The following is a 20,886-nucleotide window of genomic DNA, read 5'->3' on the forward strand; positions in this document are numbered from 1 at the left end:
TGTTAGGGTCGGAGCTGTTTTTCGATTGGTATTCAGGTTGGGGAGACTGATGCGAAAGCTCGGTAAGTTTATTCCTGCTCTCGTTGCGGCGCCGCTGTTGGTGGCAGCAATTCCGGGAAACGCGCACGCTGCTTCGTACCCCCTGGACGGGCAGAACCCGTCGTCGGCTGGTTGTGCCGCTGACGCTACGACCAAGCAGTCGGCGTACATCGGCACGTCGAACTGGACCCTCGGGGTGGTCGAACTGCGATACAGCGTCAAGTGCCACACCGCGTGGGCTCGCATCAGGCTTTCCGAGAACGCCTGGGGCAAGGCGCAGATCGTGCGCAACAACGACGGCAAGGCCTACAACTGCTCGAATTTGAGCTACAGCGATTCCCTCGGCAGCTACACGTGCTACACGGCCATGGTGTACGACAAGGATCCGCTGAATTCGTTTGCTGAGGGCTGGTCGCAGTACTCGAACACGAGCCTGCACACGCGGACCGCTTCCTACTGACCGTACATTCTGCCTGTAGCAATGCGGTCTGTTCCGGGGCTGTGGGAGCTTTGCTCCCACAGCCCCGATTTTATCGGCGCGTCCGGTTCCGAGGAGTGCTACGGGGTCCGGACGAACGAGACGTTGGTGATGGCCTGCTTGTATCCGGGATCGCTGAAGTCGTCGAGTGGGGCATGTGGCATCGCGGTGATCCACAGCAGCACGTACCGCGTTTTCACGGGCTTCTCGGCGGCCAGCTGCAGCGCGGTCTCCGACGTCGTGGTTCCGGCAATCTTCGCCATGGAGCCGACGGAGCCCTTGGGGGACTTCGAGTCGGTGGCGTACAGCGTGAGGGTGGTGTGCGCGCCACCGTACCTCAGCGTTATCGAGGCTCCGTTGACTTCCTGCTCGGAGCCGAGATCGTAGACGATGCCGACGCCGTCCTTGATCTTCATCTCGGGGCCGTCGTAGTAGCTCTTGGTGCGCCAGAAGGTGGACGCGTCTCCGTCGTAGGTGTTCGAGACGTCCTCGGCGTTCTGCGGTTTCCCGTCCGGGAAGTATTCCTGTGCCCCCTTGATCTCAAGCGGGACGGGTTCCTGCTCCTGCTTCGGGTTGTCGTCCGACTCGGTCTGCGTGTGGTTCGGGCCGTTGGTGCCGCCGCTGTTGTGGTCCAGCAGGGTGTCGGCCAGCTGCCAGCTGCCGAGGCCGAGGGCGGCGATCAGCAGGGCTGCGACGCCCCACTTGAGGGCGCGGCCGGTGCGGCTCTGCAGCGGCGGCGGAGGGGCGACGACCGTGGGCTGCGTCGTGGACAGTCCTGGCTGCGCGGGGCGGCCGTAGCTGCCCTGCTGGTAGGTGGTGTGCTGGTACTCGGGCGGCGCGGTGAAGGCGGGCTCCGGCGGCCGGATGCGGGGCATCGCGGCGACGGCCTTGGCCAGCTCCTCGGGGGTGGTGCAGGCGGGTTCCTGACGGGAGGCGGTGGCCCCGTCGTTGGCGAGGGCGCGCATGGCGAGCTCGCCCAGGCCCCGGTGGACGCCGGCGCGGACCTGGTCGGGGGCGATCAGGCCGACGCCCTTGGGGAGGCCGGTGAGGCCGTAGGCGTCGCTCTCGTACGGCCAGCGCTGGGTGAGCGCGGCGTACAGGAGGGCGCCGATGGCCTCGGTGTCGGCGCGCTGCGGCGTCTCGCTGGTGATGCCGCGCAGGGCGGCGTTCACGGCGAGGCCGCGGATGCGGTACTGGCCGGTGGAGGTGCGCAGTATCGCGCTGGGCGTCAGCCGCAGGTGGGCGAGGCCCTCGCGGTGGGCCGCGGTCATGGCCTGGGAGACCTGGCTGACGAGCTGGTAGGCCTCGTGGGGCTCCAGGGGTCCTGCGGCGAGGAGCGCGGTGAGTTCGGTGGCGTCGGGCAGCCATTCGTGGACGACGTAGACGAGGTCGTTCTCCTCCACGGCGTCGAGGACCTGGACGAACCGGGGGTCGCCGAGCAGCGCGGAGGAGCGTGCGGCGGCCAGGACGGAACGGGCCCGCGGGTGGTCGGCGGGCAGCAGGTGGACGCCGACGGCCCGGCGCAGCTTCTCGTCCATCGCACGCCAGCTGCTGAATCCGTCCACACGGGTGACGCACTCTTCGAGCCGGTAGCGTCTGGCGAGCTTGTGGCCGCTGTGGAGTTCGGGTGCGGCCGCGGGGGCCGCGGTCGTGCGTTCGCTGTCCTTTTCGGTCATGGGTCCGTCCGCGGCTCGTCCGTTCTGGATGTCCACCCCGTCGGCCGTGGCCTTGTCCGCTTTCGCGGCCAGCGGCTTGTCGCCACTGTTGTCGGCCACGTCGACGGCAGCCGTGCTACGTTCCGCCACCGTCGTTCCCGCCTCCCCATCCGTTGCGCGCTGTCGGCCAGTCTGCGAAGCCATGCCAATTGTGCCCACAGTCCGACGCTATGCACGACACACGAAGGGGGGCGACGGTTGTGCGCATCAGCGCCCCAGTCGTCCGCGGACCATTCCGACCATCGAGTTGAGTTCTTCGATCCGCATCCGCTTGGCGGCGATGAGGAACACGGCCGCGAGGGCGATGCCTCCCGCTGCGAGGGAGGCGGCGGAGCCCGCGGCTCCGCTGCCCAGCCACTGGGTGACCCCGTAGGCGGCGGCGCCGGCCACGGCGGCCGCGGGCACGCAGGCGCCGGTGAGGCGGGCGTAGGTGCGCATCACGTGGGCGCCGTCGAGGTCGCCGCCGAGACGGGTCTTCAGGCGGCGCCAGGCCACGCCCACGCCGACGGCGTAGCCGAGGCCGTAGGCGGCGGCCATGCCGACGACGGCCCACCGGGAGGGGAGGACGAAGAAGGAGGCCGCGGAGCCCGCCGCGTTGACGGCGGCGACGATGACGGTGTTGTAGAAGGGCGTCCGGGTGTCCTCGTAGGCGTAGAAGCCGCGCAGGACCACGTACTGGACCGAGTACGGGATCAGTCCGAGGCCGAAGGCCATCAGGACGTAGCCGATGTTCTGGGCGCCGGCGCCGGAGCCGGCGTAGAGCAGGGTGGCCATCGGGACGCCGAGGGCGAGGAACGCGAAGGCGCAGGGCACGATCGCGACGGCGGAGGTGCGCAGTCCGTAGGAGATGTCGTCGCGCACGGCGGCCGCGTCTCCGTCGTGGGCGGACCGGGAGATGCGCGGCAGGACGGCCGTCATGACCGAGACGGTGATGATGGCCTGCGGCATCTGCCACAGCAGCAGCGCGTAGTTGTAGGCGGTGATGCCGGTGCCGGGGTGGCCCTGCTTCTCGGCGACGGATCCGGCCCAGGTGGCGAGCTGGGTGACGACGACGAGACCGATCTGGTTGGCGAGGACGAAGAAGAACGTCCACTTCGCCAGGCGGGCGGCCTTGCCGAGGCCGTGGCCCTTCCAGTCGAAGCGCAGGCGCGGCTTGAAGCCGGCGTCGCGCAGGTAGGGCAGCATGGCGAGGGCCTGGACGGTGAGGCCCAGCAGGGTGCCGAGGCCCAGGAGGCGTACCCCGTCGGCGGTGACGGTCGTGGCGTTGACGCCGGAGGTGGTGAAGCCGCCGAAGGCCCAGATGAAGGCGCCGAAGGTGGCGATGACGACGATGTTGTTGAGGACCGGGGTCCACATCATCGCGCCGAAGCGGCCGCGCGCGTTGAGGATCTGACCGAGGACCACGTGTACGCCCATGAAGAACATGGTGGGCAGGCAGTAGCGGGCGAAGGCGACCGCGACATCCATCTGCTGGGGGTCGGAGGCGATCTTCGGCGACATCATCGTGATGAACACCGGTGCGGCCAGGACGCAGACGGTGGTGATGGCGGCCAACAGGACCACGACGAGGGTCAGCAGCCGGTTGGCGTACGCCTGGCCGCCGTCACTGTCGTTCTTCATGGCCCGGACGAGCTGCGGGATGAAGACGGCGTTGAGGGCGCCGCCGCCGACCAGCACGTAGATCATCGTGGGCAGGGTGTTGGCGATCTGGTACGTGTCGTTGAAGGTGCCCACGCCGATGGCGCCGGCGATGACCAGGGTCCGCAGGAAGCCGGTGATGCGGGAGACGATCGTGCCGGCGGCCATGAGCGCGCTGGACTTCAGCAGGCTGGAGGCGCGTCCGGCGGGCTTGGCCGGTGCCGGGGCGGCGACGGGGGCGTCCTCGGCGGGGGTGCGGGGAGCCGCCTCCTGGTCCCGGTACAGGTGGGCGAAGGCATCGGGCTCGGGCTGTTCGTCCGACGCCTTGGTGACGAGGGAGTCCACGCCGACGAACTGCGTCGTGGTGGCGTGGTCGCCGTAGGGCAGGTGGCGGGAGGGGCCGTCCGGCTCCGGCGGTGGGGTCTGGGCCCAGACGCGCGGATCGGGGGCGTACGAGGGCGCGCTGGGCGCCGCGTAGAGCGGGCCGGCCTCCTGGTAGGTGCCGGGCGGCGGCGGGGGGTGCGCGGCTCTGTCGTAGAGGACCTCGGACACGGGGTCCTGTGCGGACAGGTCCTGCGACCGGTACGGGTCGTGGTCGTAGGCGTCCTGGACATACGGGTCGCGTTCCGGCGCGGGCGCAGGCGCGGGAACCTGCCCGGGCACCGGGGTGCCCGGGGCAGTGCCCTGGGAGGGCGCAGGCCCACCAGTGCCCTGCGCGCGGTCACCGTCGTACGGCGCGTTCATCGAAACCCCACCTCATCGTCCCCAGGCCGGCCGGCCACGGCATCGCTCAACGGTCCACTGTCTCACCCGTGCCGGACCCGTCGGTGCTTTGCGGTCCGGTGTCCGGGGACTCGTCACTCGGCTGCGTGCTCTCCTCGGCGGCCGCGCGTGCCGCGACGCGCTTGCGGCTGGCGTACATCTTGATGCCGGCCAGGACCAGGAGGAGCACACCGCCGGCGATGACGAGCATGACGGTGGGGGTGATCTCGGTGGCGTCGACGGTGAACTTTCGTTCCTTGCCGTAGGGGACGCCGTCCTTGGTGAAGAGCTGCGCGGTGACCTCGACGGGGCCGCTCGCGGTGGCGTTCGCGGTGAACTTTACGGTCTGGGTGTGGTCGCCCTGGACGGTGACCTGCTGTTCCGCCTCGCCGAACATCAGGCGGGTCGGGTTGGCGGACTTCACCCGCAGGACGAGGCCGCGCACGTCCTGGACGAGGCTGTTCTGGACACTCACCGGAATGGTGGCGCTGTGTCCGGACAGGGTGGCGTCGGACTTGGGGACGACCTTGACCTTCTCGGTGAGGCCGATCAGATAGTCCTGGACCTGGTCCCGGTAGAGGGCTGCCTCCGCAGGGTGGCCGCGCCAGGAGGTGGACATCTCCCGGTTGGTGGTGTTGCCGAAGGGGATCTCGACGCGGTCGGGTGCGGCGAGGATGACCTTGAAGTGGTCGAGGGTGTTCTGGGTGGTCCGGATCTTCTCGAAGGCGGCCACCGGTAGCTCCTGCTTGCGCAGGTCCTCGGGGTACTGCCCGGCGCCCGGCACCTGGGTGGCGGCAGAGGGGTCGGGTTTGGCCGCGGCCGCGGTCTCGAGGTCGACGGGCTGGATCCAGCGGCCGGCCTGGAGGGCGCGGACGGCGTCGGCCATCGTCTGCACCTGGCTGACACCGGGCATCCGCTGCGGGGTGACGACGAAGCTGCGCTGCTCGTCGGTCTTCTGCAGGTTCAGAGCGAGGCTGTGGGCGAGGAACCGCTGCACGGCGAGGGTGGAGTTCCCGGCGCTCAGCATGTCGCCCTCGAAGGCGGTGGAGAGTTCCGCGTCGGCGACGACGGCGGTGGCACCCGCGCCGATGGGGCGGGCGGCCGAGGGGGTGTACCCGAGGGCGCCGCTCTCGGAGAGGCTGTCGCTGCGGGTGAGGATGTTGTGGGCACCGGCCGAGGTGGCGACGTTGACGATCGACGGGTCGATGGCGCCGTCCACGGGCCAGGAGAAGTCGGTGGACGCGGGGACGTGCAGGACCGTCTCGACGGCCTGCTTCGCCTTGTCGGTGGCGGGGCGCAGCTGGCCCAGGGTTCCCGAGACGTCCTTGCCCCGGTGGGCGAGGGAGGCGAGGTCGGGGTCCGCGAAGGGCAGCGCCACGACCTTCTTGCCCTGGACGGCGGCTTCCAGAGAGCTGAGCCACTGTTCGGCGAGGGCCTTGTTCTTGCCCTGGACGGACTTTCCGCCCGGTACGCGGACCCGGTAGCCCTTGGTCATCGCGTCGACCGTGTACAGCAGGTCGGGATCGATGACCCAGGTGATGGGCAGGTCCTTGCCGAGCGCGACCATCCGCTCCAGCCGGCCGCCCGACCTGAGTTCCTCGGCGAGGGAGTCGTCGAGGAAGACGGGGGTCTGGGTTTCGTCCGAGCCGGTTTCCGCGGTCACGTGCGTGGTGGAGATCAGCGGCCACACGTAGGTGAGCTGGGCCCGCTTGGCCGCGGGATCCGGCTGCCAGGGCAGGAAGGTGCGCTTGATGCCGAGGACCTGCTCGGACGGGCGGCTCTCGGTCGCCCCGGACAGGGAGACGCCGAGCTGGTAGACGCCGTCCTTGTCCAGCTCCAGCTTGTTCACCGGGATGGTGAGCGTGAACGACTGGTTGACCTTCGAGGGCAACGAGGCGATCTTCACGGCGTGGGCCGGGTCGATCTCGCCGGGGTCGGTGCCGGCCCGGAAGCTGGTGCGTTCCGCCGCCTCGTCGATCGACGACCGGTCCGCGAGCAGCGGCCCGACCCGCAGGCCCACGTGTGCGTCGGTGATCGTCTCGGAGCCGTTGTTGACCACCGTGCCGGAGATGGTCAGGGTGTCGCCCTTGATCGGGGCGGCGGGGGTCATCGAGTTCAGCTGGACGTCTACGGTGGCCGCCTGGGCGGCCTGGGCCTCGGGGGCGGGAGAGTAGACGAGGGCGGCGAGGACGGGCGTCCCGGCGAGCAGGACCACCGTGCGCCGCAGCCATCGGCGCCGGACAGGAGTGGGGGACGTCCCCAGGATGTCTGCCGCCTCGGCCACGCGTTAGCCCGTCCCTCGAAGTGTCAGTGGTCGTCGTCTGTGCGTCCACGCATGGTAACGAGACCCGCTGTGCGCGGGTGCCGCCCCTTGCTCCACATGATCGGCTCAGCCCCGGGGCGGCCGTGTACCGGGGTCGCCATAAACGGGGGAGCCCGCGCCGGGCGGGACACGTACCCTTTTCTGTTGTGCCGAACGCCAACGAAGACAATCCCAGTGCCCTGAGTCAGGTGCAGCGCCGCGCGGTGAGTGAACTGCTGCGGGTCGCCCCTGTCGCCGACGAGCTCGGCCGCCGTTTCCAGGAGGCGGGATTCCGCCTCGCCCTGGTCGGCGGGTCCGTCCGCGACGCGCTGCTCGGGCGTCTCGGCAACGATCTCGACTTCACCACCGATGCCCGCCCCGAGGACGTTCTGAAGATCGTCCGGCCGTGGGCCGACTCGGTGTGGGACGTCGGCATCGCCTTCGGCACGGTCGGCGCGCACAAGAGTGCCCGCGTCGCAGACGCTGAGCGGAGCTTCCAGATCGAGGTGACGACGTACCGGTCGGAGGCCTACGACCGGACGTCGCGCAAGCCCGAGGTCTCCTACGGCGACTCGATCGAGGAGGACCTGGTCCGGCGCGACTTCACGGTCAACGCCATGGCGCTGGCCCTGCCGGAGCAGGAGTTCATCGATCCGTACGGCGGTCTGGAGGATCTGGCCGCCGGTGTGCTGCGCACTCCCGGCACCCCCGAGGACTCGTTCTCCGACGATCCGCTGCGCATGCTGCGGGCGGCGCGGTTCGCCGCGCAGCTGGACTTCGAGGTCGCTCCCGAGGTCGTCGCGGCCATGAAGGCCATGTCCGACCGGATCGAGATCGTCTCGGCGGAGCGGGTGCAGGGCGAGCTGAACAAGCTGATCCTCTCCGCCAACCCGCGCACGGGCCTGGGCCTGCTCGTGGACACCGGGCTGGCCGACCGGGTCCTGCCCGAGCTGCCCGCGCTGCGGCTGGAGAGCGACGAGCACCACCGCCACAAGGACGTCTACGACCACTCGCTGATCGTGCTGGAGCAGGCGATCGCGCTGGAGGAGGACGGCCCGGACCTGGTGCTGCGGCTCGCGGCCCTGCTGCACGACATCGGCAAGCCCCGTACCCGGCGCTTCGAGAGCGACGGCAGGGTCTCCTTCCACCACCACGAGGTGGTGGGCGCGAAGATGACCAAGAAGCGCCTGACGGCCCTGAAGTACTCCAACGACATCGTCAAGGACGTGTCCCGGCTGGTGGAGCTGCACCTGCGGTTCCACGGGTACGGCGACGGCGAGTGGACGGACTCCGCGGTACGGCGCTACGTCCGCGATGCCGGCCCGCTGCTGGAGCGGCTGCACAAGCTGACCCGGTCCGACTGCACCACGCGCAACAAGCGCAAGGCCAACGCGCTCTCCCGCACCTACGACGGGCTGGAGGAGCGCATCGCGCAGCTGAAGGAGCAGGAGGAGCTGGACGCGATCCGGCCCGACCTGGACGGCAACGAGATCATGCGGGTGCTGGACGTCGGCCCCGGTCCGGTGATCGGGAAGGCGTACGCGTTCCTGCTGGAGCTGCGGCTGGAGAACGGACCGATGGGGCAGGACGCGGCCGTCGCCGCCCTCAAGGAGTGGTGGGCCGCGCAGGCCTGAGGCGGGAGGCCGGGGTCGATGTTTCACGTGAAACAACGGCCCCGGCGCAGACGCGGGCGGCGATGTTTCACGTGAAACGTCGCTCCTGCCGGCCCAGCAGCGCCGCGGTGACGGCGTAGAGGGCGGTCACGCAGAGGATCAGTGGCACGGACCGCCCGTGGGCGGGGAGAATGAGGGAGGCCACCGCCGCGGCGCCCACGAAGGCGACGTTGAAGAGCACGTCGTAAACGGAGAAGACGCGGCCGCGATAGTCGTCGTCCACCCGGGACTGCACGACCGTGTCGGTGGAGATCTTGGCGCTCTGGGTGGCGAGGCCGAGGACGAACGCGGCGATCAGCATCGGACCGGGGGCGAAGGACAGTCCGAGCGCGGGCACCAGGACAGCTGCGGCCGCGGAGCAGGCGGTGATGCAGCCCAGCGGGCCCAGCCGGTCCACCAGCCAGGGAGTGACGACGGCGGCCGTGAAGAACCCGGCCCCCGAGACGCCGACCGCGACCCCCAGCAGAGCGAGCCCGTCGGACTCGTTGTCCGACCACGAGTAGCGGCAGAGCGTGAGCAGCATGACGAACAGCGCCCCGTAGCAGAACCGCATCATCGTCATCGCGGTGAGCGCACGGGCGGCCTCCCGCCGCGAGGCGAGATGGCGCAGACCCTCGGCCATGCCGCGGACGGTGAGGGCCACGCCCTCGGCGACGGACGGGCGGACCAGGCCAGGGGGGTGGTCGGGCCCCAGGAGGCCGATGGCCAGGCGCAGGGAGGCCAGGGCCGCGGTCAGGTACAGCCCTGCGCCGAGGAGCACGACGAGGGCGTCGGCGTCGGCGGCCAGCAGCCGGACGAGGAAGGCCAGTCCCCCGCCGGCGGTCGCCGCGAGGGTTCCGGCGGTCGGGGAGAGGGCGTTCGCGGTGACCAGCTGACCGGGGCCGACGACGTGGGGCAGGGATGCGGAGAGCCCGGCCAGGACGAAGCGGTTGACGGCGGTCACGGACAGCGCCGACGCGTAGAACAGCCAGTCGGGGACCTGGGCGACGATCAGCATGCCGGTGACGCAGGCGAGGAAGGCCCGCAGGAGGTTGCCGTAGAGGAAGACCTGGCGGCGGCGCCAGCGGTCGAGCAGCACCCCGGCGAACGGGCCGATCGCGGAATACGGCAGCAGGAGTACCGCCATGGCCGAGGCGATGGCCGCCGGCGAGGTCTGCTTCTCTGGGGAGAAGACGACGTAGGTGGCGAGCGCGACCTGGTAGACGCCGTCCGCCGCCTGGGAGAGCAGCCGTACGGCGAGCAGGTTGCGGAAGTCCCTCAGGCGCAGGAGTACGCGCAGATCACGTACGACAGGCATGAGGGAAAGGGTCACATACGCGGAGGGTCCCCGGGCATATTGCCCGGGGACCCTCCGCGGAAGAACAGCCGAAGTCCAGGTGTCCTCGCGGACCCTCGGGGCTCGACTAGCGCTCGACCTCGCCCTTGATGAACTTCTCGACGTTCGCGTAGGCCTCGTCGTCGAAGTACTGCACCGGCGGGGACTTCATGAAGTAGCTGGACGCCGACAGGATCGGGCCGCCGATACCGCGGTCCTTGGCGATCTTCGCGGCGCGCAGGGCGTCGATGATGACACCGGCGGAGTTCGGGGAGTCCCACACCTCGAGCTTGTACTCGAGGTTCAGCGGGACGTCGCCGAAGGCGCGGCCCTCGAGGCGGACGTAGGCCCACTTGCGGTCGTCGAGCCACGCGACGTAGTCGGACGGGCCGATGTGGACGTTCTTCTCGCCGAGCTCACGGTCGGGGATCTGCGAGGTGACGGCCTGCGTCTTGGAGATCTTCTTCGACTCGAGGCGGTCGCGCTCGAGCATGTTCTTGAAGTCCATGTTGCCGCCGACGTTGAGCTGCATGGTGCGCTCAAGACGGACACCGCGGTCCTCGAACAGCTTCGCCATCACGCGGTGCGTGATGGTGGCGCCGACCTGCGACTTGATGTCGTCGCCGACGATCGGGACACCGGCCTCGGTGAACTTGTCGGCCCACTCCTTGGTGCCGGCGATGAAGACCGGGAGGGCGTTGACGAAGGCGACCTTGGCGTCGATGGCGCACTGGGCGTAGAACTTCGCCGCGGCCTCGGAGCCGACCGGCAGGTAGCAGATCAGGACGTCGACCTGGCGGTCCTTGAGGATCTGCACCACGTCGACCGGAGCCTCGGCGGACTCCTCGATGGTCATGCGGTAGTACTTGCCCAGGCCGTCCAGGGTGTGGCCGCGCTGGACGGTCACACCGGTGTTCGGGACGTCGCAGATCTTGATGGTGTTGTTCTCGCTGGCGCCGATGGCGTCCGAAAGGTCGAGGCCGACCTTCTTCGCGTCGACGTCGAACGCGGCGACGAACTCGATGTCACGCACGTGGTACTCGCCGAACTGGACGTGCATCAGCCCGGGGACCTTGGACGCCGGGTCGGCGTCCTTGTAGTACTCGACGCCCTGCACCAGCGAGGCGGCGCAGTTGCCCACGCCTACGATGGCTACGCGAACCGAACCCATTCCGGTTGCTCCCTGTTTGTTCTCGGACGAGGTCTGCGAGATGCAGGCCTCATTTTTCAGTTTCGTCGGACGGTCCGGGTCGTCTGCGATCCCGTCCCGCCCGCTCGCTCTCGATGAGCTCGTTCAGCCAGCGCACTTCGCGCTCCACGGACTCCATGCCGTGCCGCTGCAGCTCGAGCGTGTAGTCGTCGAGGCGTTCCCGCGTGCGGGCCAGTGAGGCGCGCATCTTCTCCAGACGCTCCTCCAGCCGGCTGCGGCGGCCCTCCAGCACCCGCATGCGTACGTCTCGTTCGGTCTGGCCGAAGAAGGCGAAGCGGGCGGCGAAGGACTCGTCCTCCCAGGTGTCGGGTCCCGTGTGGGAGAGGAGCTCCTCGAAGTGCTCCTTGCCCGCGGCCGTCAACCGGTAGACGATCTTGGCACGCCGCCCTGCGAGTGAAGCGGCGAGCGCGTCTTCCGGGGCGTTGCCCGGTTCTTCGATCAACCAGCCGTTGGCGACGAGCGTCTTGAGGCAGGGATAGAGCGTCCCGTAGCTGAAGGCCCTGAACACCCCGAGCGAGGTGTTGAGCCGCTTGCGCAGCTCGTACCCGTGCATGGGGGATTCGCGAAGCAGGCCGAGGACGGCGAATTCGAGGATGCCTGAGCGCCTGCTCATCCGCCTGCCTCTCCTCTGACTCTGACTCCGAGCCCTCGCTCTGAGTCTTTATACCGAGCTGATGTATCGACTCGATACATCCAGACGATAGAACGGTGCGCGTCCGGCGACAAGGGGTGACGTGGTGACCGGCATCACATCACCAATTCGTACGATGCAGGTTGCCTGATTTGGGGTGAACTTCGGCACTGGTCGGGTTTTGGGCGTGCGTAGTCTGTGCGCCAGGACACCGGGGGAACCGGAATTCACCTGCCGCTTCCAGGCCACTCGCCTGCCCGAGGAGTAGTCGTTCGATGAGCGAGCACCGCCGCAAACCGTCGCAGCCCCAAGGTGGTGGGCGAGCCTCGGCCCGCCGGGCTGCCCAGCAGCGTCCCGGCCGGGGCGCCGGATCCGGACGTGACGTGCCCACCGCCTCGCCCAGCGGGCCGTATGCGGAACCGTCCGCCCACGGCAGCCGCGCCGAGGCCCGCCGGGCCGCCCAGAGAGGGTCCGCCGGCCGTGGCCGAGGCTCCGGCCGCGCCGCCCGTGGCACCGGACGCCCCGACAAGCGCCTCATCAACTACCCGCGGTCCGACCGGGACGGCTGGAAGCGCTTCGTGCCGTCCTGGAAGCTGGTGTCCGGCACGGCACTGGGCTTCTTCGCGATCATCACCGCCGGAGCGGGCATCGGCATCGCCATGGTGAGCACGCCCGACCCGCACAAGGCGGCCCAGGCCCAGAACAACGTCTTCTATTGGGCGGACGACACCCAGATGGTCGCGACCGGCGGTTCGATGAACCGGCAGATCGTGACCATCGACAAGATCCCCCGGGCGATGAGGGACGCCGTGATCGCGGCGGAGAACGAGTCGTTCGAGACGGACAAGGGCGTCGACCCCATGGGCATCGCCCGCGCCGTGTGGAACATGGCCACGGGCGGCTCCACGCAGGGCGGCTCGACCATCACCCAGCAGTACGTGAAGAACACCTACCTGGACTCCGACCAGACGCTCAAGCGCAAGGTCACCGAGCTCTTCATCGCGCTCAAGCTGGGTGTCTCCGAGGAGAAGGACACGGTCCTCGCCGGCTACCTCAACACCGCCTACTACGGGCGCGACGCCTACGGCATCCAGGCAGCGGCCCGCGCCTACTTCGGCAAGGACAGCCAGGACCTGAACCCCGCCGAGTGCGCCTTCCTGGCCTCCGTGCTCAAGGGCCCCAACCTGTACAACCCGGACGGCGGCATCGGCGCCGCGGCCACCCCCGCCCTCAACGAGCAGCGGGCCAGGAAGCGCTGGGCCTGGGTCCTGGACCGCGAGGTCGAGGTGGGCCGGATGCCCAAGGACGAGCGAGCCAAGTACAAGGACACGGACTTCCCCCCGCGCGTCGAGTCGGAGCAGGCCCGCGGCATGACCGGCCAGATCGGCTACCTGGTCGAGACGGCCAAGCAGTACGTGATGAAGACCAAGAACATCACGGTCGAGCAGATGGCCCTGGGCGGCTACCAGATCCACACCACCTTCCAGAAGCCGAAGGTGGACGCCCTGGCCAAGGCCGTCGAGGACACCCGCAACGACTTCCTCGACGAGAAGAAGCGCCCCGAGTACGACACCTTCGTACAGTTCGGCGCTGCCTCCGTCGATGTGAAGACCGGTGCCATCGTGGCCCTGTACGGCGGGCCCGGCATGGACCAGAAGCACTTCAGCAACAATGCCAACACCATGGGTGTCCCGGTCGGCTCGACGTGGAAGCCCTACGTCCTGGCCGCGGCGATGCAGCACGGCACCCAGAACTCCAACGGCCAGGGCATCTCGCCCGACAGCAAGTACATGGCCGACGACCTCACCGTGATCAAGAGCCGCCAGGGCAACCCGCTGGCGGGACCCGACGGCAAGCCGTTCCGGCAGAAGAACGAGAGCCCCACGGCCTACGGCTACGTGACCCTCACCGAGGCGATGGAGAAGTCCATCAACGTCCCCTTCGCCCAGCTCGTCTTCGACGTCGGCCACACCAAGGTGCGTGACGTGGCCAAGGCGACGGGGATCCTCGAGGAGTCGATGGACAAGGACAACACGGCCTCGTTCGCCCTGGGCACCTCGACCCCGAGCGCCATTCGCATGGCCGACTCGTACGCCACCTTCGCCGCCTCCGGTACCCACCGCGAGCCGTTCTCCGTGACCAAGGTCGAGAAGGACGGCGAGGCGCTGAGCGGGTTCGAAAAGCCCAAGGACGAGCGGGCCATGGACAACGCCATCGCCGACAACGTCACCAAGGTCCTGCAGAACGTGGTCCAGAACGGTACGGGTACCAAGGTCAAGAAGCTGGGCCGGCCCGCCGCGGGCAAGACCGGCACCACCGACCAGAACAAGTCGGCCTGGTTCGTCGGCTACACCCCGGAACTGTCCACCTCCGTGGCCCTCTTCCGGTCCGACCCCAACTCGCAGGGCAAGGAACTGCTCTCGATGAACAACGTGGGCGGGGTCGACTCCATCCACGGTGGTGACATCCCGGCCGTGATCTGGACCGAATACATGCGCGAAGCGCTCAAGGACACCCCGGTCACGCCGTTCCCGGAGGCCGAGGACATCGGTGTGAAGGCCGACTCGGCGGGCGCCCCCTCCCCGACCCCCTCGGCCCCCGCCTCGCCGTCCACCTCGCCCTCGCCCTCGCCGTCGAGCTCCCCGACGCCGTCCCCGACCCCGTCGAAGGGCGGCAGGCCCTCCTGCAAGCCCTGGGAGCTGTACTGCGAGCCGACGCCCACCGGGACCCCCACCGGGGGTTCGGACGGCGGGTTCATCGGCGGTCCCAGCGGATCGCAGTCCCCGACGAACACCGCCAAACCCGGCCGTCCGGGCGGCACCACGGGCTGGCCCACCGGAGCGGCGGCCGAATGACCGGGCCCGCCGACTGACCGGGCCGCCGACCGAATCGGGAAGGCCGTCGCACGGTGTGCGACGGCCTTCCCCCATGTCCGGCCCGGTACGGCAGGATGAGCCCATGACCAAGGTGCACGAGGACAGCCCCGTACTGCCCACCCAGCAGGACGAGGTCGCCGCAGCGGGCAGTGAGTTCCTCGGCGGCCCGCTCGGCCGCCACGCCCGGCTCGGCGGCCACTGGCTGGGGCCCGTCCGCGTGGTGGCCCTCATCGCCATCGGCATGTTCGCGCTGGGCATGGTGCAGAAGCTGCCCTGCTACGACTGGGCGTGGTTCCGGGGCGCGGCTTCCCAGTACACCCACGCCTGCTACTCCGACATCCCCCACCTGTACGCGGTACGCGGCTTCGCCGACAACCTGGCCCCGTACTTCGACCGGCTCCCCGGCGACATGGAGTACCTGGAGTACCCGGTGCTCACCGGGCTCTTCATGGAGATCGCCTCCTGGCTGACGCCCGGCAGCGGCTCCATGCAGCACCGCGAGCAGATGTACTGGATGGTCAACGCGGGCATGCTGATGGCCTGCACCGCCGTCATCGCCGTGTGCGTGGCCCGGACCCACCGCCGCCGCCCCTGGGACGCCCTGCTGTTCGCCCTCGCGCCGGCCTTCGCGCTCACCGCGACGATCAACTGGGACCTGCTGGCCATCGCCCTGACCGCCGCCGGAATGCTCATGTGGTCCCGCGGCCGGACCGTGCTCTTCGGTGTCCTCATCGGCCTGGCCACCGCGGCGAAGCTCTACCCGGTGCTGCTGCTCGGAGTGCTGTTCGTCCTCTGCTGGCGGGCCGGGAAGTGGCGCGCCTTCGGGGCCGCGACGCTCGGCGCGGCGGGATCCTGGCTCGTGGTGAACCTGCCCGTCATGCTCCTCGCCTGGGAGGGCTGGACGAAGTTCTACACCTTCAGCCAGGAACGGCCCATCGACTTCGGCTCCGTGTGGCTGCTGATCTCCCAGCGCTCGGGCAACCCCCTGGACGGCGCCAACACGTACGCGACCGGGCTGACGCTCCTGCTCTGCGGGGCCATCGGCCTGCTGACCCTGACCGCCCCGCGCCGGCCCCGCTTCGCCCAGCTGGCCTTCCTGGTCGTCGCCGCCTTCATCCTGTGCAACAAGGTCTACTCGCCGCAGTACGTGCTGTGGCTCATCCCGCTCGCGGCGCTGGCAAGGCCGCGCTGGCGGGACTTCCTGATCTGGCAGGCGACCGAGGTCGTGTACTTCTTCGGGATCTGGTTCTACCTGGCCTACACGAGCAGCGGGGACAAGCACCAGGGCCTGCCCACGGAGGGCTACCAGCTGGCGATCGCCGCCCACCTGCTGGGCACCCTCTACCTGTGCGCGGTCATCGTCCGCGACATCCTGATGCCCGAACGGGACGTCGTGCGCCGGGACGGCTCGGACGACCCCTCCGGCGGTGTCCTGGACGGGGCCGAGGACGTGTTCGTGCTGTCGGACGCGGCGCGGGCGCCGCGGTACGCGACGCCCTCGGAGGGCCAGCGGGTCGACTGGGGCAGGGTCCCCAAGGACTGACCCGGGCGTGCCGGCCGGTCACGGACCGGCCGGCGGCAGCCGGTCAGGCGTCGAGCACCCGGTCGAACTGCGTGGTGGTGTGCCGCAGGTGTGCCACGAGCTCGTCGCCGACCGTGGGCTCGGGCGCGTCCGACGGCACGAAAAGGATCGAGACCTGCATGTGCGGCGGCTCGGCGAACCAGCGCTGCTTGCCCGCCCACACGAAGGGCGACAGGTTGCGGTTGACCGTGGCCAGGCCCGCCCGGGCGACGCCCTTGGCACGCGGCATCACGCCGTGGAGGGCCTTGGGTGCCTCCAGCCCCACGCCGTGCGAGGTACCGCCGGCCACGACGACCAGCCAGCCGTCGGACGCGGCCTTCTGCTGGCGGTAGCCGAAGCGGTCGCCCTTGGCCACGCGCGTGACGTCGAGGACCGCGCCGCGGTACTCGGTCGCGTCGTGGTCGCCCAGCCACAGCCGGGTCCCGATCCGTGCGCGGAAGCGGGTCTGCGGGAACTGCTGCTGCAGCCGGGCCAGTTCCTCCGCCCGCAGGTGGCTGACGAACATGGTGTGCAGCGGCAGCCGGGCCGCTCGCAGCCGGTCCATCCAGCCGATGACCTCCTCGACGGCGTCCGAGCCGTCCGGGCGGTCCAGCGGCAGGTGCAGGGCGAAGCCCTCCAGCCGTACGTCGTCGATCGCCGCGTGCAGCTGTCCCAGGTCCTGATCGGAGATGCCGTGGCGGCGCATCGAGCTCATGCACTCGATGACCACACGGGCGCCGACCAGACCGCGGACCCCGTCCAGCGAGGACACCGAGCGGATGACCCGGTCGGGCAGCGGTACCGGGTCCTCGCCCCGCCGGAACGGGGTGAGGACGAGCAGGTCGCCGCCGAACCAGTCCTTGATGCTGGCGGCCTCGTACGTCGTTCCGACGGCCAGTACGTCGGCGCCCATCCGGGTCGCCTCCTCGCACAGGCGCTCGTGGCCGAAGCCGTACCCGTTGCCCTTGCAGACAGGGACCATTCCGGGGAACTGGTCCTGGATCTGCTTCTGGTGCGCACGCCAGCGCGCGGTGTCGACGTAGAGCGTGAGCGCCATGCCCGTCCGGAGCCTCTCGTGTGTGTGGTGGGGTGGAGTCAGCGACGCGACATGTAGATGTCGAGCGCCTTGTGCAGCACCTTGTTGAGCGGGAAGTCCCACTCGCCGACGTACTCGACGGCCTCGCCGCCCGTGCCGACCTTGAACTGGATCAGACCGAACAGGTGGTCGTTCTCGTCCAGCGTGTCAGAGATGCCGCGCAGGTCGTAGACGCTCGCGCCCAGCGCGTACGAGTCGCGCAGCATGCGCCACTGCATCGCGTTGGACGGGCGCACCTCGCGCTTGTGGTTGGCGGAGGCGCCGTACGAGTACCAGACGTGCTGGCCGACGGTGAGCATCGTGGCGGCGGCCAGCGGCTCCCCCTCGTGCGTGGCGATGTACAGCCGCATCCGGTTGGGGTCCTCGGAGTTGAGGGCCGTCCACTGGCGCTGGAAGTAGCTGAGCGGGCGCGGGCGGAACTTGTCGCGCTCGGCCGTGATCTCGTACAGGTGCTGCCAGGTCGGCAGGTCCTCGTAGCCGCCCTGGACGACCTCGACGCCGGCCTTCTCGGCCTTCTTGATGTTGCGGCGCCACAGCTGGTTGAAGCCCTTGAGGACATCGTCCAGCGAGCGGTTGGCCAGCGGCACCTGGAAGACGTAGCGCGGCTGGACGTCGCCGAATCCGGCGCCGCCGTCCTCGGCCTGCTGCCAGCCCATCCGGCGCAGCTTGTCGGACACCTCGAAGGCGCGCGGCTCGATGACCGAGGCCTCCACGTCGCGCAGGCGCTTGACGTCGGGGTCCTGGATGCCGGCCTTGATGGCGGCGGAGTTCCAGCGGCGGATGACGACGGGCGGACCCATCTTCACGGTGAAGGCGCCCTGGTTCTTGAGGTGGGCCAGCATCGGCTGGATCCACTCCTCCAGGTTCGGGGCGTACCAGTTGATGACCGGGCCCTCGGGGAGGTACGCCAGGTACCGCTTCACCTTGGGCAGCTGCCGGTACAACACCAGGGCCACACCGACGAGTTCACCGGACTTGTCGAACCAGCCGAGGTTCTCCGAACGCCACTCGTTCTTGACGTCGGCCCATGCCGGGACCTGGCAGTGGCTAGCCGAGGGCAGGCTCTGGAGGTAGGCCAGATGCTGCTCTCGGCTGATGGTGCTCAGGGACAGGCTCATGCGGGGTGTCTCCTCCGGCGGCTTCGCTGGCTATGGCGCGAAGCCTACTGCGACAGGGGCGCCACCCATCTGGGGGACGGGCCGCAGGCCCGGCCCGGTGTGGGCGGCCCCCTGCCGCGGAGGTACCCCGGTCAGCCCAGCCAGCCGCCGAAGAGGCCGCCGTGCGCCATGCCGAGGAAGAAGCCGATGCCCGCTGCGCCAAGGCCGATGATCAGTGCGAAGCGCTCGCGTGTCGTGACGGAGATGAACTGCCCGTACGCGCCGGTGAGGATCCCGAGCAGCCCGGTCCACGAGCTGAGCAGGTGCAGGTGGTGGAAGAACGCCGTGACGAACGCCACGGCGCCGAGGATCAGGGTGACCGCCATCAGGGTGTCCTGCAGCGGGTGGGGCTTGCCGTCGGTCGAGAAGAGCGAGATCGGCGGCGGTGAGGACTGGGGTCGCATGGCCTGTGCCATCGGAGGGCACCTCCTGGCTGAAGCAGAGCGGTGCGCGGGGCCGCCTCCGGCGGGGCCGGGGGGCATAGCACCGAGCACACCCGATGGATACAGATTGTGTCCCCCTGGCGCCGGATTTCAACCGGAAGGAGTCGAGGAGGTAGTCTGTACAGCTGCGCGGTGTCTGCTCTCGGACACCGTGCGCACGCATCACGACCCTCCTGCCACGGAACGACCGTGGCCGCTGAGTCCAAAGGAGGTGGGTTCCACATGCGTCACTACGAAGTGATGGTCATCCTCGACCCCGATCTCGAGGAGCGCGCTGTCTCCCCGCTGATCGAGAACTTCCTCTCCGTCGTCCGTGAGGGCAACGGAAAGGTCGAGAAGGTCGACACCTGGGGCCGTCGTCGTCTCGCTTACGAGATCAAGAAGAAGCCCGAGGGCATCTACTCGGTCATCGACCTTCAGGCCGAGCCTGCGGTCGTCAAGGAGCTTGACCGACAGATGAACCTGAACGAGTCGGTTCTCCGGACCAAGGTCCTTCGCCCCGAGACCCACTGAACTTCGGTTCAGCGGTAATCGGGATCGAGTAGCACAGCAGCCCAGCAGCAATCCCCGCCGAGAGGTTCATCCATGGCAGGCGAGACCGTCATCACGGTCGTCGGCAATCTCGTCGACGACCCCGAGCTGCGCTTCACCCCCTCGGGTGCGGCGGTCGCGAAGTTCCGTGTCGCGTCCACCCCCCGCACCTTCGACCGTCAGACCAATGAGTGGAAGGACGGCGAGAGCCTGTTCCTGACCTGCTCGGTGTGGCGGCAGGCGGCGGAGAACGTCGCCGAATCCCTCCAGCGGGGCATGCGCGTCATCGTGCAGGGCCGGCTGAGGCAGCGGTCGTACGAGGACCGTGAGGGTGTCAAGCGCACGGTCTACGAGCTGGACGTCGAGGAAGTCGGCCCCAGCCTGAAGAACGCCACGGCCAAGGTCGCCAAGACCACCGGTCGTGGTGGCCAGGGTGGATACGGCGGCGGACAGCAGCAGCAGGGCGGCGGCGGTGGCTGGGGCGGAGCCCCCAGCGGCGGCGCCCCGCAGGGCGGCGGAGCTCCCTCCGACGACCCGTGGGCGTCCAGCGCGCCGGCCGGCGGCCAGCAGCAGCAGGGCGGCGGCGCCGGTGGCGGCTGGGGCGGAAGCTCCGGCGGCTCCGGCGGTGGCTACTCGGACGAGCCGCCCTTCTAGGGCAGCTCGCATCCAAACTTCTTGATCACACAGGAGAGACACAATGGCGAAGCCGCCTGTGCGCAAGCCTAAGAAGAAGGTCTGCGCGTTCTGCAAGGACAAGACCGCTTACGTGGACTACAAGGACACGAACATGCTGCGGAAGTTCATTTCCGACCGCGGCAAGATCCGTGCCCGCCGCGTTACCGGCAACTGCACGCAGCACCAGCGTGACGTCGCCACGGCCGTGAAGAACAGCCGTGAGATGGCGCTGCTGCCCTACACGTCCACCGCGCGATAAGGAAAGGGTGACCGACTAATGAAGATCATCCTGACCCACGAGGTATCTGGCCTCGGTGCCGCCGGCGATGTCGTCGACGTCAAGGACGGTTACGCTCGCAACTACCTGGTCCCGCGTGGTTTCGCGATCCGCTGGACCAAGGGTGGCGAGAAGGACGTGGCGCAGATCCGCCGCGCCCGCAAGATCCACGAGATCGCGACCATCGAGCAGGCCAACGAGGTCAAGGCCAAGCTCGAGGGCGTGAAGGTCCGTCTGGCCACCCGCGCGGGTGACGCCGGTCGTCTCTTCGGTTCCGTGACCCCGGCCGACATCGCCACGGCGATCGAGTCCTCGGGCGGCCCGAAGGTCGACAAGCGCCGCGTCGAGCTGGGCTCCCCGATCAAGACCCTCGGTTCGTACCAGGTCTCCGTGCGTCTGCACGCCGACGTGGCCGCGAACGTGGGCGTCGAGGTCGTCGCCGCCTAAGGCTGCGCACACGAAGGGCCGCACCCCGCTGGGGTGCGGCCCTTCGTCGTTCCCGGATAC

At 69.3% G+C, this 20,886-nt stretch carries 17 protein-coding genes; 8 read left to right on the plus strand and 9 right to left on the minus strand.

Features of this window, described 5'->3' with window-relative positions:
• The first annotated feature begins 49 nt into the window (after window positions 1-49).
• Window positions 50-499, plus strand: coding sequence for a DUF2690 domain-containing protein (locus tag ACIPUC_RS19995; RefSeq protein WP_446590950.1), 450 nt, complete (start codon window positions 50-52; stop codon window positions 497-499).
• A gap of 98 nt (window positions 500-597) precedes the next feature.
• Here the strand turns inward: ACIPUC_RS19995 and ACIPUC_RS20000 are convergent, their stop codons facing one another.
• From ACIPUC_RS20000 to ACIPUC_RS20010, 3 genes are all read right to left on the minus strand, one after another.
• Entirely contained in the window at window positions 598-2,322 is a 1,725-nt protein-coding gene (locus tag ACIPUC_RS20000) for a protein kinase family protein (RefSeq protein WP_446590951.1), read from the minus strand.
• Window positions 2,323-2,439: 117 nt separating this feature from the next.
• Window positions 2,440-4,614, minus strand: a complete 2,175-nt coding sequence (murJ, locus tag ACIPUC_RS20005; RefSeq protein WP_446590952.1) for a murein biosynthesis integral membrane protein MurJ — start codon at window positions 4,612-4,614, stop codon at window positions 2,440-2,442.
• A 46-nt stretch (window positions 4,615-4,660) separates the two neighbouring features.
• Window positions 4,661-6,916: a DUF6049 family protein gene (locus ACIPUC_RS20010; protein ID WP_446590953.1), complete on the minus strand. Its 2,256-nt coding sequence runs from the start codon at window positions 6,914-6,916 to the stop codon at window positions 4,661-4,663.
• 185 nt (window positions 6,917-7,101) lie between these two features.
• On the opposite strand from ACIPUC_RS20010, the gene ACIPUC_RS20015 reads away from it, so the two are divergent.
• Window positions 7,102-8,568, plus strand: a complete 1,467-nt coding sequence (locus ACIPUC_RS20015) for a CCA tRNA nucleotidyltransferase (protein WP_446590954.1) — start codon at window positions 7,102-7,104, stop codon at window positions 8,566-8,568.
• Between the two features lie 67 nt (window positions 8,569-8,635).
• On the opposite strand, the gene ACIPUC_RS20020 is transcribed toward ACIPUC_RS20015, so the two are convergent.
• The 3 genes from ACIPUC_RS20020 to ACIPUC_RS20030 all read right to left on the minus strand — a co-directional run bounded on the left by ACIPUC_RS20020 (window position 8,636) and on the right by ACIPUC_RS20030 (window position 11,745).
• The gene (locus ACIPUC_RS20020) at window positions 8,636-9,904 is read right to left on the minus strand and encodes an MFS transporter (RefSeq protein ID WP_446590955.1); all 1,269 of its coding nucleotides are present in this window, start codon (window positions 9,902-9,904) and stop codon (window positions 8,636-8,638) included.
• A 106-nt stretch (window positions 9,905-10,010) separates the two neighbouring features.
• Entirely contained in the window at window positions 10,011-11,093 is a 1,083-nt protein-coding gene (locus ACIPUC_RS20025; RefSeq protein ID WP_446590956.1) for an inositol-3-phosphate synthase, read from the minus strand.
• A 49-nt stretch (window positions 11,094-11,142) separates the two neighbouring features.
• On the minus strand, window positions 11,143-11,745 hold the full coding sequence (locus tag ACIPUC_RS20030; protein WP_069921079.1) for a PadR family transcriptional regulator: 603 nt from the start codon (window positions 11,743-11,745) through the stop codon (window positions 11,143-11,145).
• Window positions 11,746-12,038: 293 nt separating this feature from the next.
• On the opposite strand from ACIPUC_RS20030, the gene ACIPUC_RS20035 reads away from it, so the two are divergent.
• Window positions 12,039-14,618: a transglycosylase domain-containing protein gene (locus ACIPUC_RS20035; protein ID WP_446590957.1), complete on the plus strand. Its 2,580-nt coding sequence runs from the start codon at window positions 12,039-12,041 to the stop codon at window positions 14,616-14,618.
• A 103-nt stretch (window positions 14,619-14,721) separates the two neighbouring features.
• The gene (locus ACIPUC_RS20040) at window positions 14,722-16,182 is read left to right on the plus strand and encodes a glycosyltransferase family 87 protein (RefSeq protein ID WP_446590958.1); all 1,461 of its coding nucleotides are present in this window, start codon (window positions 14,722-14,724) and stop codon (window positions 16,180-16,182) included.
• A gap of 43 nt (window positions 16,183-16,225) precedes the next feature.
• On the opposite strand, the gene ACIPUC_RS20045 is transcribed toward ACIPUC_RS20040, so the two are convergent.
• The 3 genes from ACIPUC_RS20045 to ACIPUC_RS20055 all read right to left on the minus strand — a co-directional run bounded on the left by ACIPUC_RS20045 (window position 16,226) and on the right by ACIPUC_RS20055 (window position 18,869).
• Entirely contained in the window at window positions 16,226-17,257 is a 1,032-nt protein-coding gene (locus ACIPUC_RS20045; RefSeq protein WP_446590959.1) for an alanine racemase, read from the minus strand.
• 38 nt (window positions 17,258-17,295) lie between these two features.
• A complete protein-coding gene (locus ACIPUC_RS20050; protein WP_446590961.1) occupies window positions 17,296-18,414 on the minus strand; it encodes a lipid II:glycine glycyltransferase FemX in 1,119 nt (372 codons plus the stop codon).
• A 131-nt stretch (window positions 18,415-18,545) separates the two neighbouring features.
• The gene (locus tag ACIPUC_RS20055) at window positions 18,546-18,869 is read right to left on the minus strand and encodes a hypothetical protein (RefSeq protein ID WP_446590962.1); all 324 of its coding nucleotides are present in this window, start codon (window positions 18,867-18,869) and stop codon (window positions 18,546-18,548) included.
• Window positions 18,870-19,118: 249 nt separating this feature from the next.
• Between ACIPUC_RS20055 and rpsF the strand changes: the two genes are divergently transcribed.
• The 4 genes from rpsF (at window position 19,119) to rplI (ending at window position 20,826) form a co-directional block, all read left to right on the plus strand.
• Window positions 19,119-19,409: a 30S ribosomal protein S6 gene (gene rpsF, locus ACIPUC_RS20060; RefSeq protein ID WP_004950685.1), complete on the plus strand. Its 291-nt coding sequence runs from the start codon at window positions 19,119-19,121 to the stop codon at window positions 19,407-19,409.
• Window positions 19,410-19,481: 72 nt separating this feature from the next.
• Window positions 19,482-20,081, plus strand: a complete 600-nt coding sequence (locus ACIPUC_RS20065) for a single-stranded DNA-binding protein (protein ID WP_446590964.1) — start codon at window positions 19,482-19,484, stop codon at window positions 20,079-20,081.
• A gap of 43 nt (window positions 20,082-20,124) precedes the next feature.
• Window positions 20,125-20,361, plus strand: a complete 237-nt coding sequence (gene rpsR / locus ACIPUC_RS20070) for a 30S ribosomal protein S18 (protein ID WP_005315025.1) — start codon at window positions 20,125-20,127, stop codon at window positions 20,359-20,361.
• A gap of 18 nt (window positions 20,362-20,379) precedes the next feature.
• Complete coding sequence (gene rplI / locus ACIPUC_RS20075) at window positions 20,380-20,826, plus strand: 50S ribosomal protein L9 (RefSeq protein ID WP_360902748.1); 447 nt, start codon at window positions 20,380-20,382, stop codon at window positions 20,824-20,826.
• Window positions 20,827-20,886: the final 60 nt, after the last annotated feature.

The organism is Streptomyces sp. LARHCF249 (genome assembly GCF_052871255.1).

Excerpts from the sequence above, each read along its gene's own strand:
- ACIPUC_RS19995 (WP_446590950.1), top strand. The coding sequence starts at position 50 with ATGCGAAAGCTCGGTAAGTTTATTCCTGCTCTCGTTGCGGCGCCGCTG.
- murJ (WP_446590952.1), bottom strand. The coding sequence starts at position 4,614 with ATGAACGCGCCGTACGACGGTGACCGCGCGCAGGGCACTGGTGGGCCT.
- ACIPUC_RS20020 (WP_446590955.1), bottom strand. The coding sequence starts at position 9,904 with ATGCCTGTCGTACGTGATCTGCGCGTACTCCTGCGCCTGAGGGACTTC.
- ACIPUC_RS20025 (WP_446590956.1), bottom strand. The coding sequence starts at position 11,093 with ATGGGTTCGGTTCGCGTAGCCATCGTAGGCGTGGGCAACTGCGCCGCC.
- ACIPUC_RS20030 (WP_069921079.1), bottom strand. The coding sequence starts at position 11,745 with ATGAGCAGGCGCTCAGGCATCCTCGAATTCGCCGTCCTCGGCCTGCTT.
- ACIPUC_RS20035 (WP_446590957.1), top strand. The coding sequence starts at position 12,039 with ATGAGCGAGCACCGCCGCAAACCGTCGCAGCCCCAAGGTGGTGGGCGA.
- ACIPUC_RS20040 (WP_446590958.1), top strand. The coding sequence starts at position 14,722 with ATGACCAAGGTGCACGAGGACAGCCCCGTACTGCCCACCCAGCAGGAC.
- ACIPUC_RS20045 (WP_446590959.1), bottom strand. The coding sequence starts at position 17,257 with ATGGCGCTCACGCTCTACGTCGACACCGCGCGCTGGCGTGCGCACCAG.
- ACIPUC_RS20050 (WP_446590961.1), bottom strand. The coding sequence starts at position 18,414 with ATGAGCCTGTCCCTGAGCACCATCAGCCGAGAGCAGCATCTGGCCTAC.
- ACIPUC_RS20055 (WP_446590962.1), bottom strand. The coding sequence starts at position 18,869 with ATGGCACAGGCCATGCGACCCCAGTCCTCACCGCCGCCGATCTCGCTC.
- rpsF (WP_004950685.1), top strand. The coding sequence starts at position 19,119 with ATGCGTCACTACGAAGTGATGGTCATCCTCGACCCCGATCTCGAGGAG.
- ACIPUC_RS20065 (WP_446590964.1), top strand. The coding sequence starts at position 19,482 with ATGGCAGGCGAGACCGTCATCACGGTCGTCGGCAATCTCGTCGACGAC.
- rpsR (WP_005315025.1), top strand. The coding sequence starts at position 20,125 with ATGGCGAAGCCGCCTGTGCGCAAGCCTAAGAAGAAGGTCTGCGCGTTC.
- rplI (WP_360902748.1), top strand. The coding sequence starts at position 20,380 with ATGAAGATCATCCTGACCCACGAGGTATCTGGCCTCGGTGCCGCCGGC.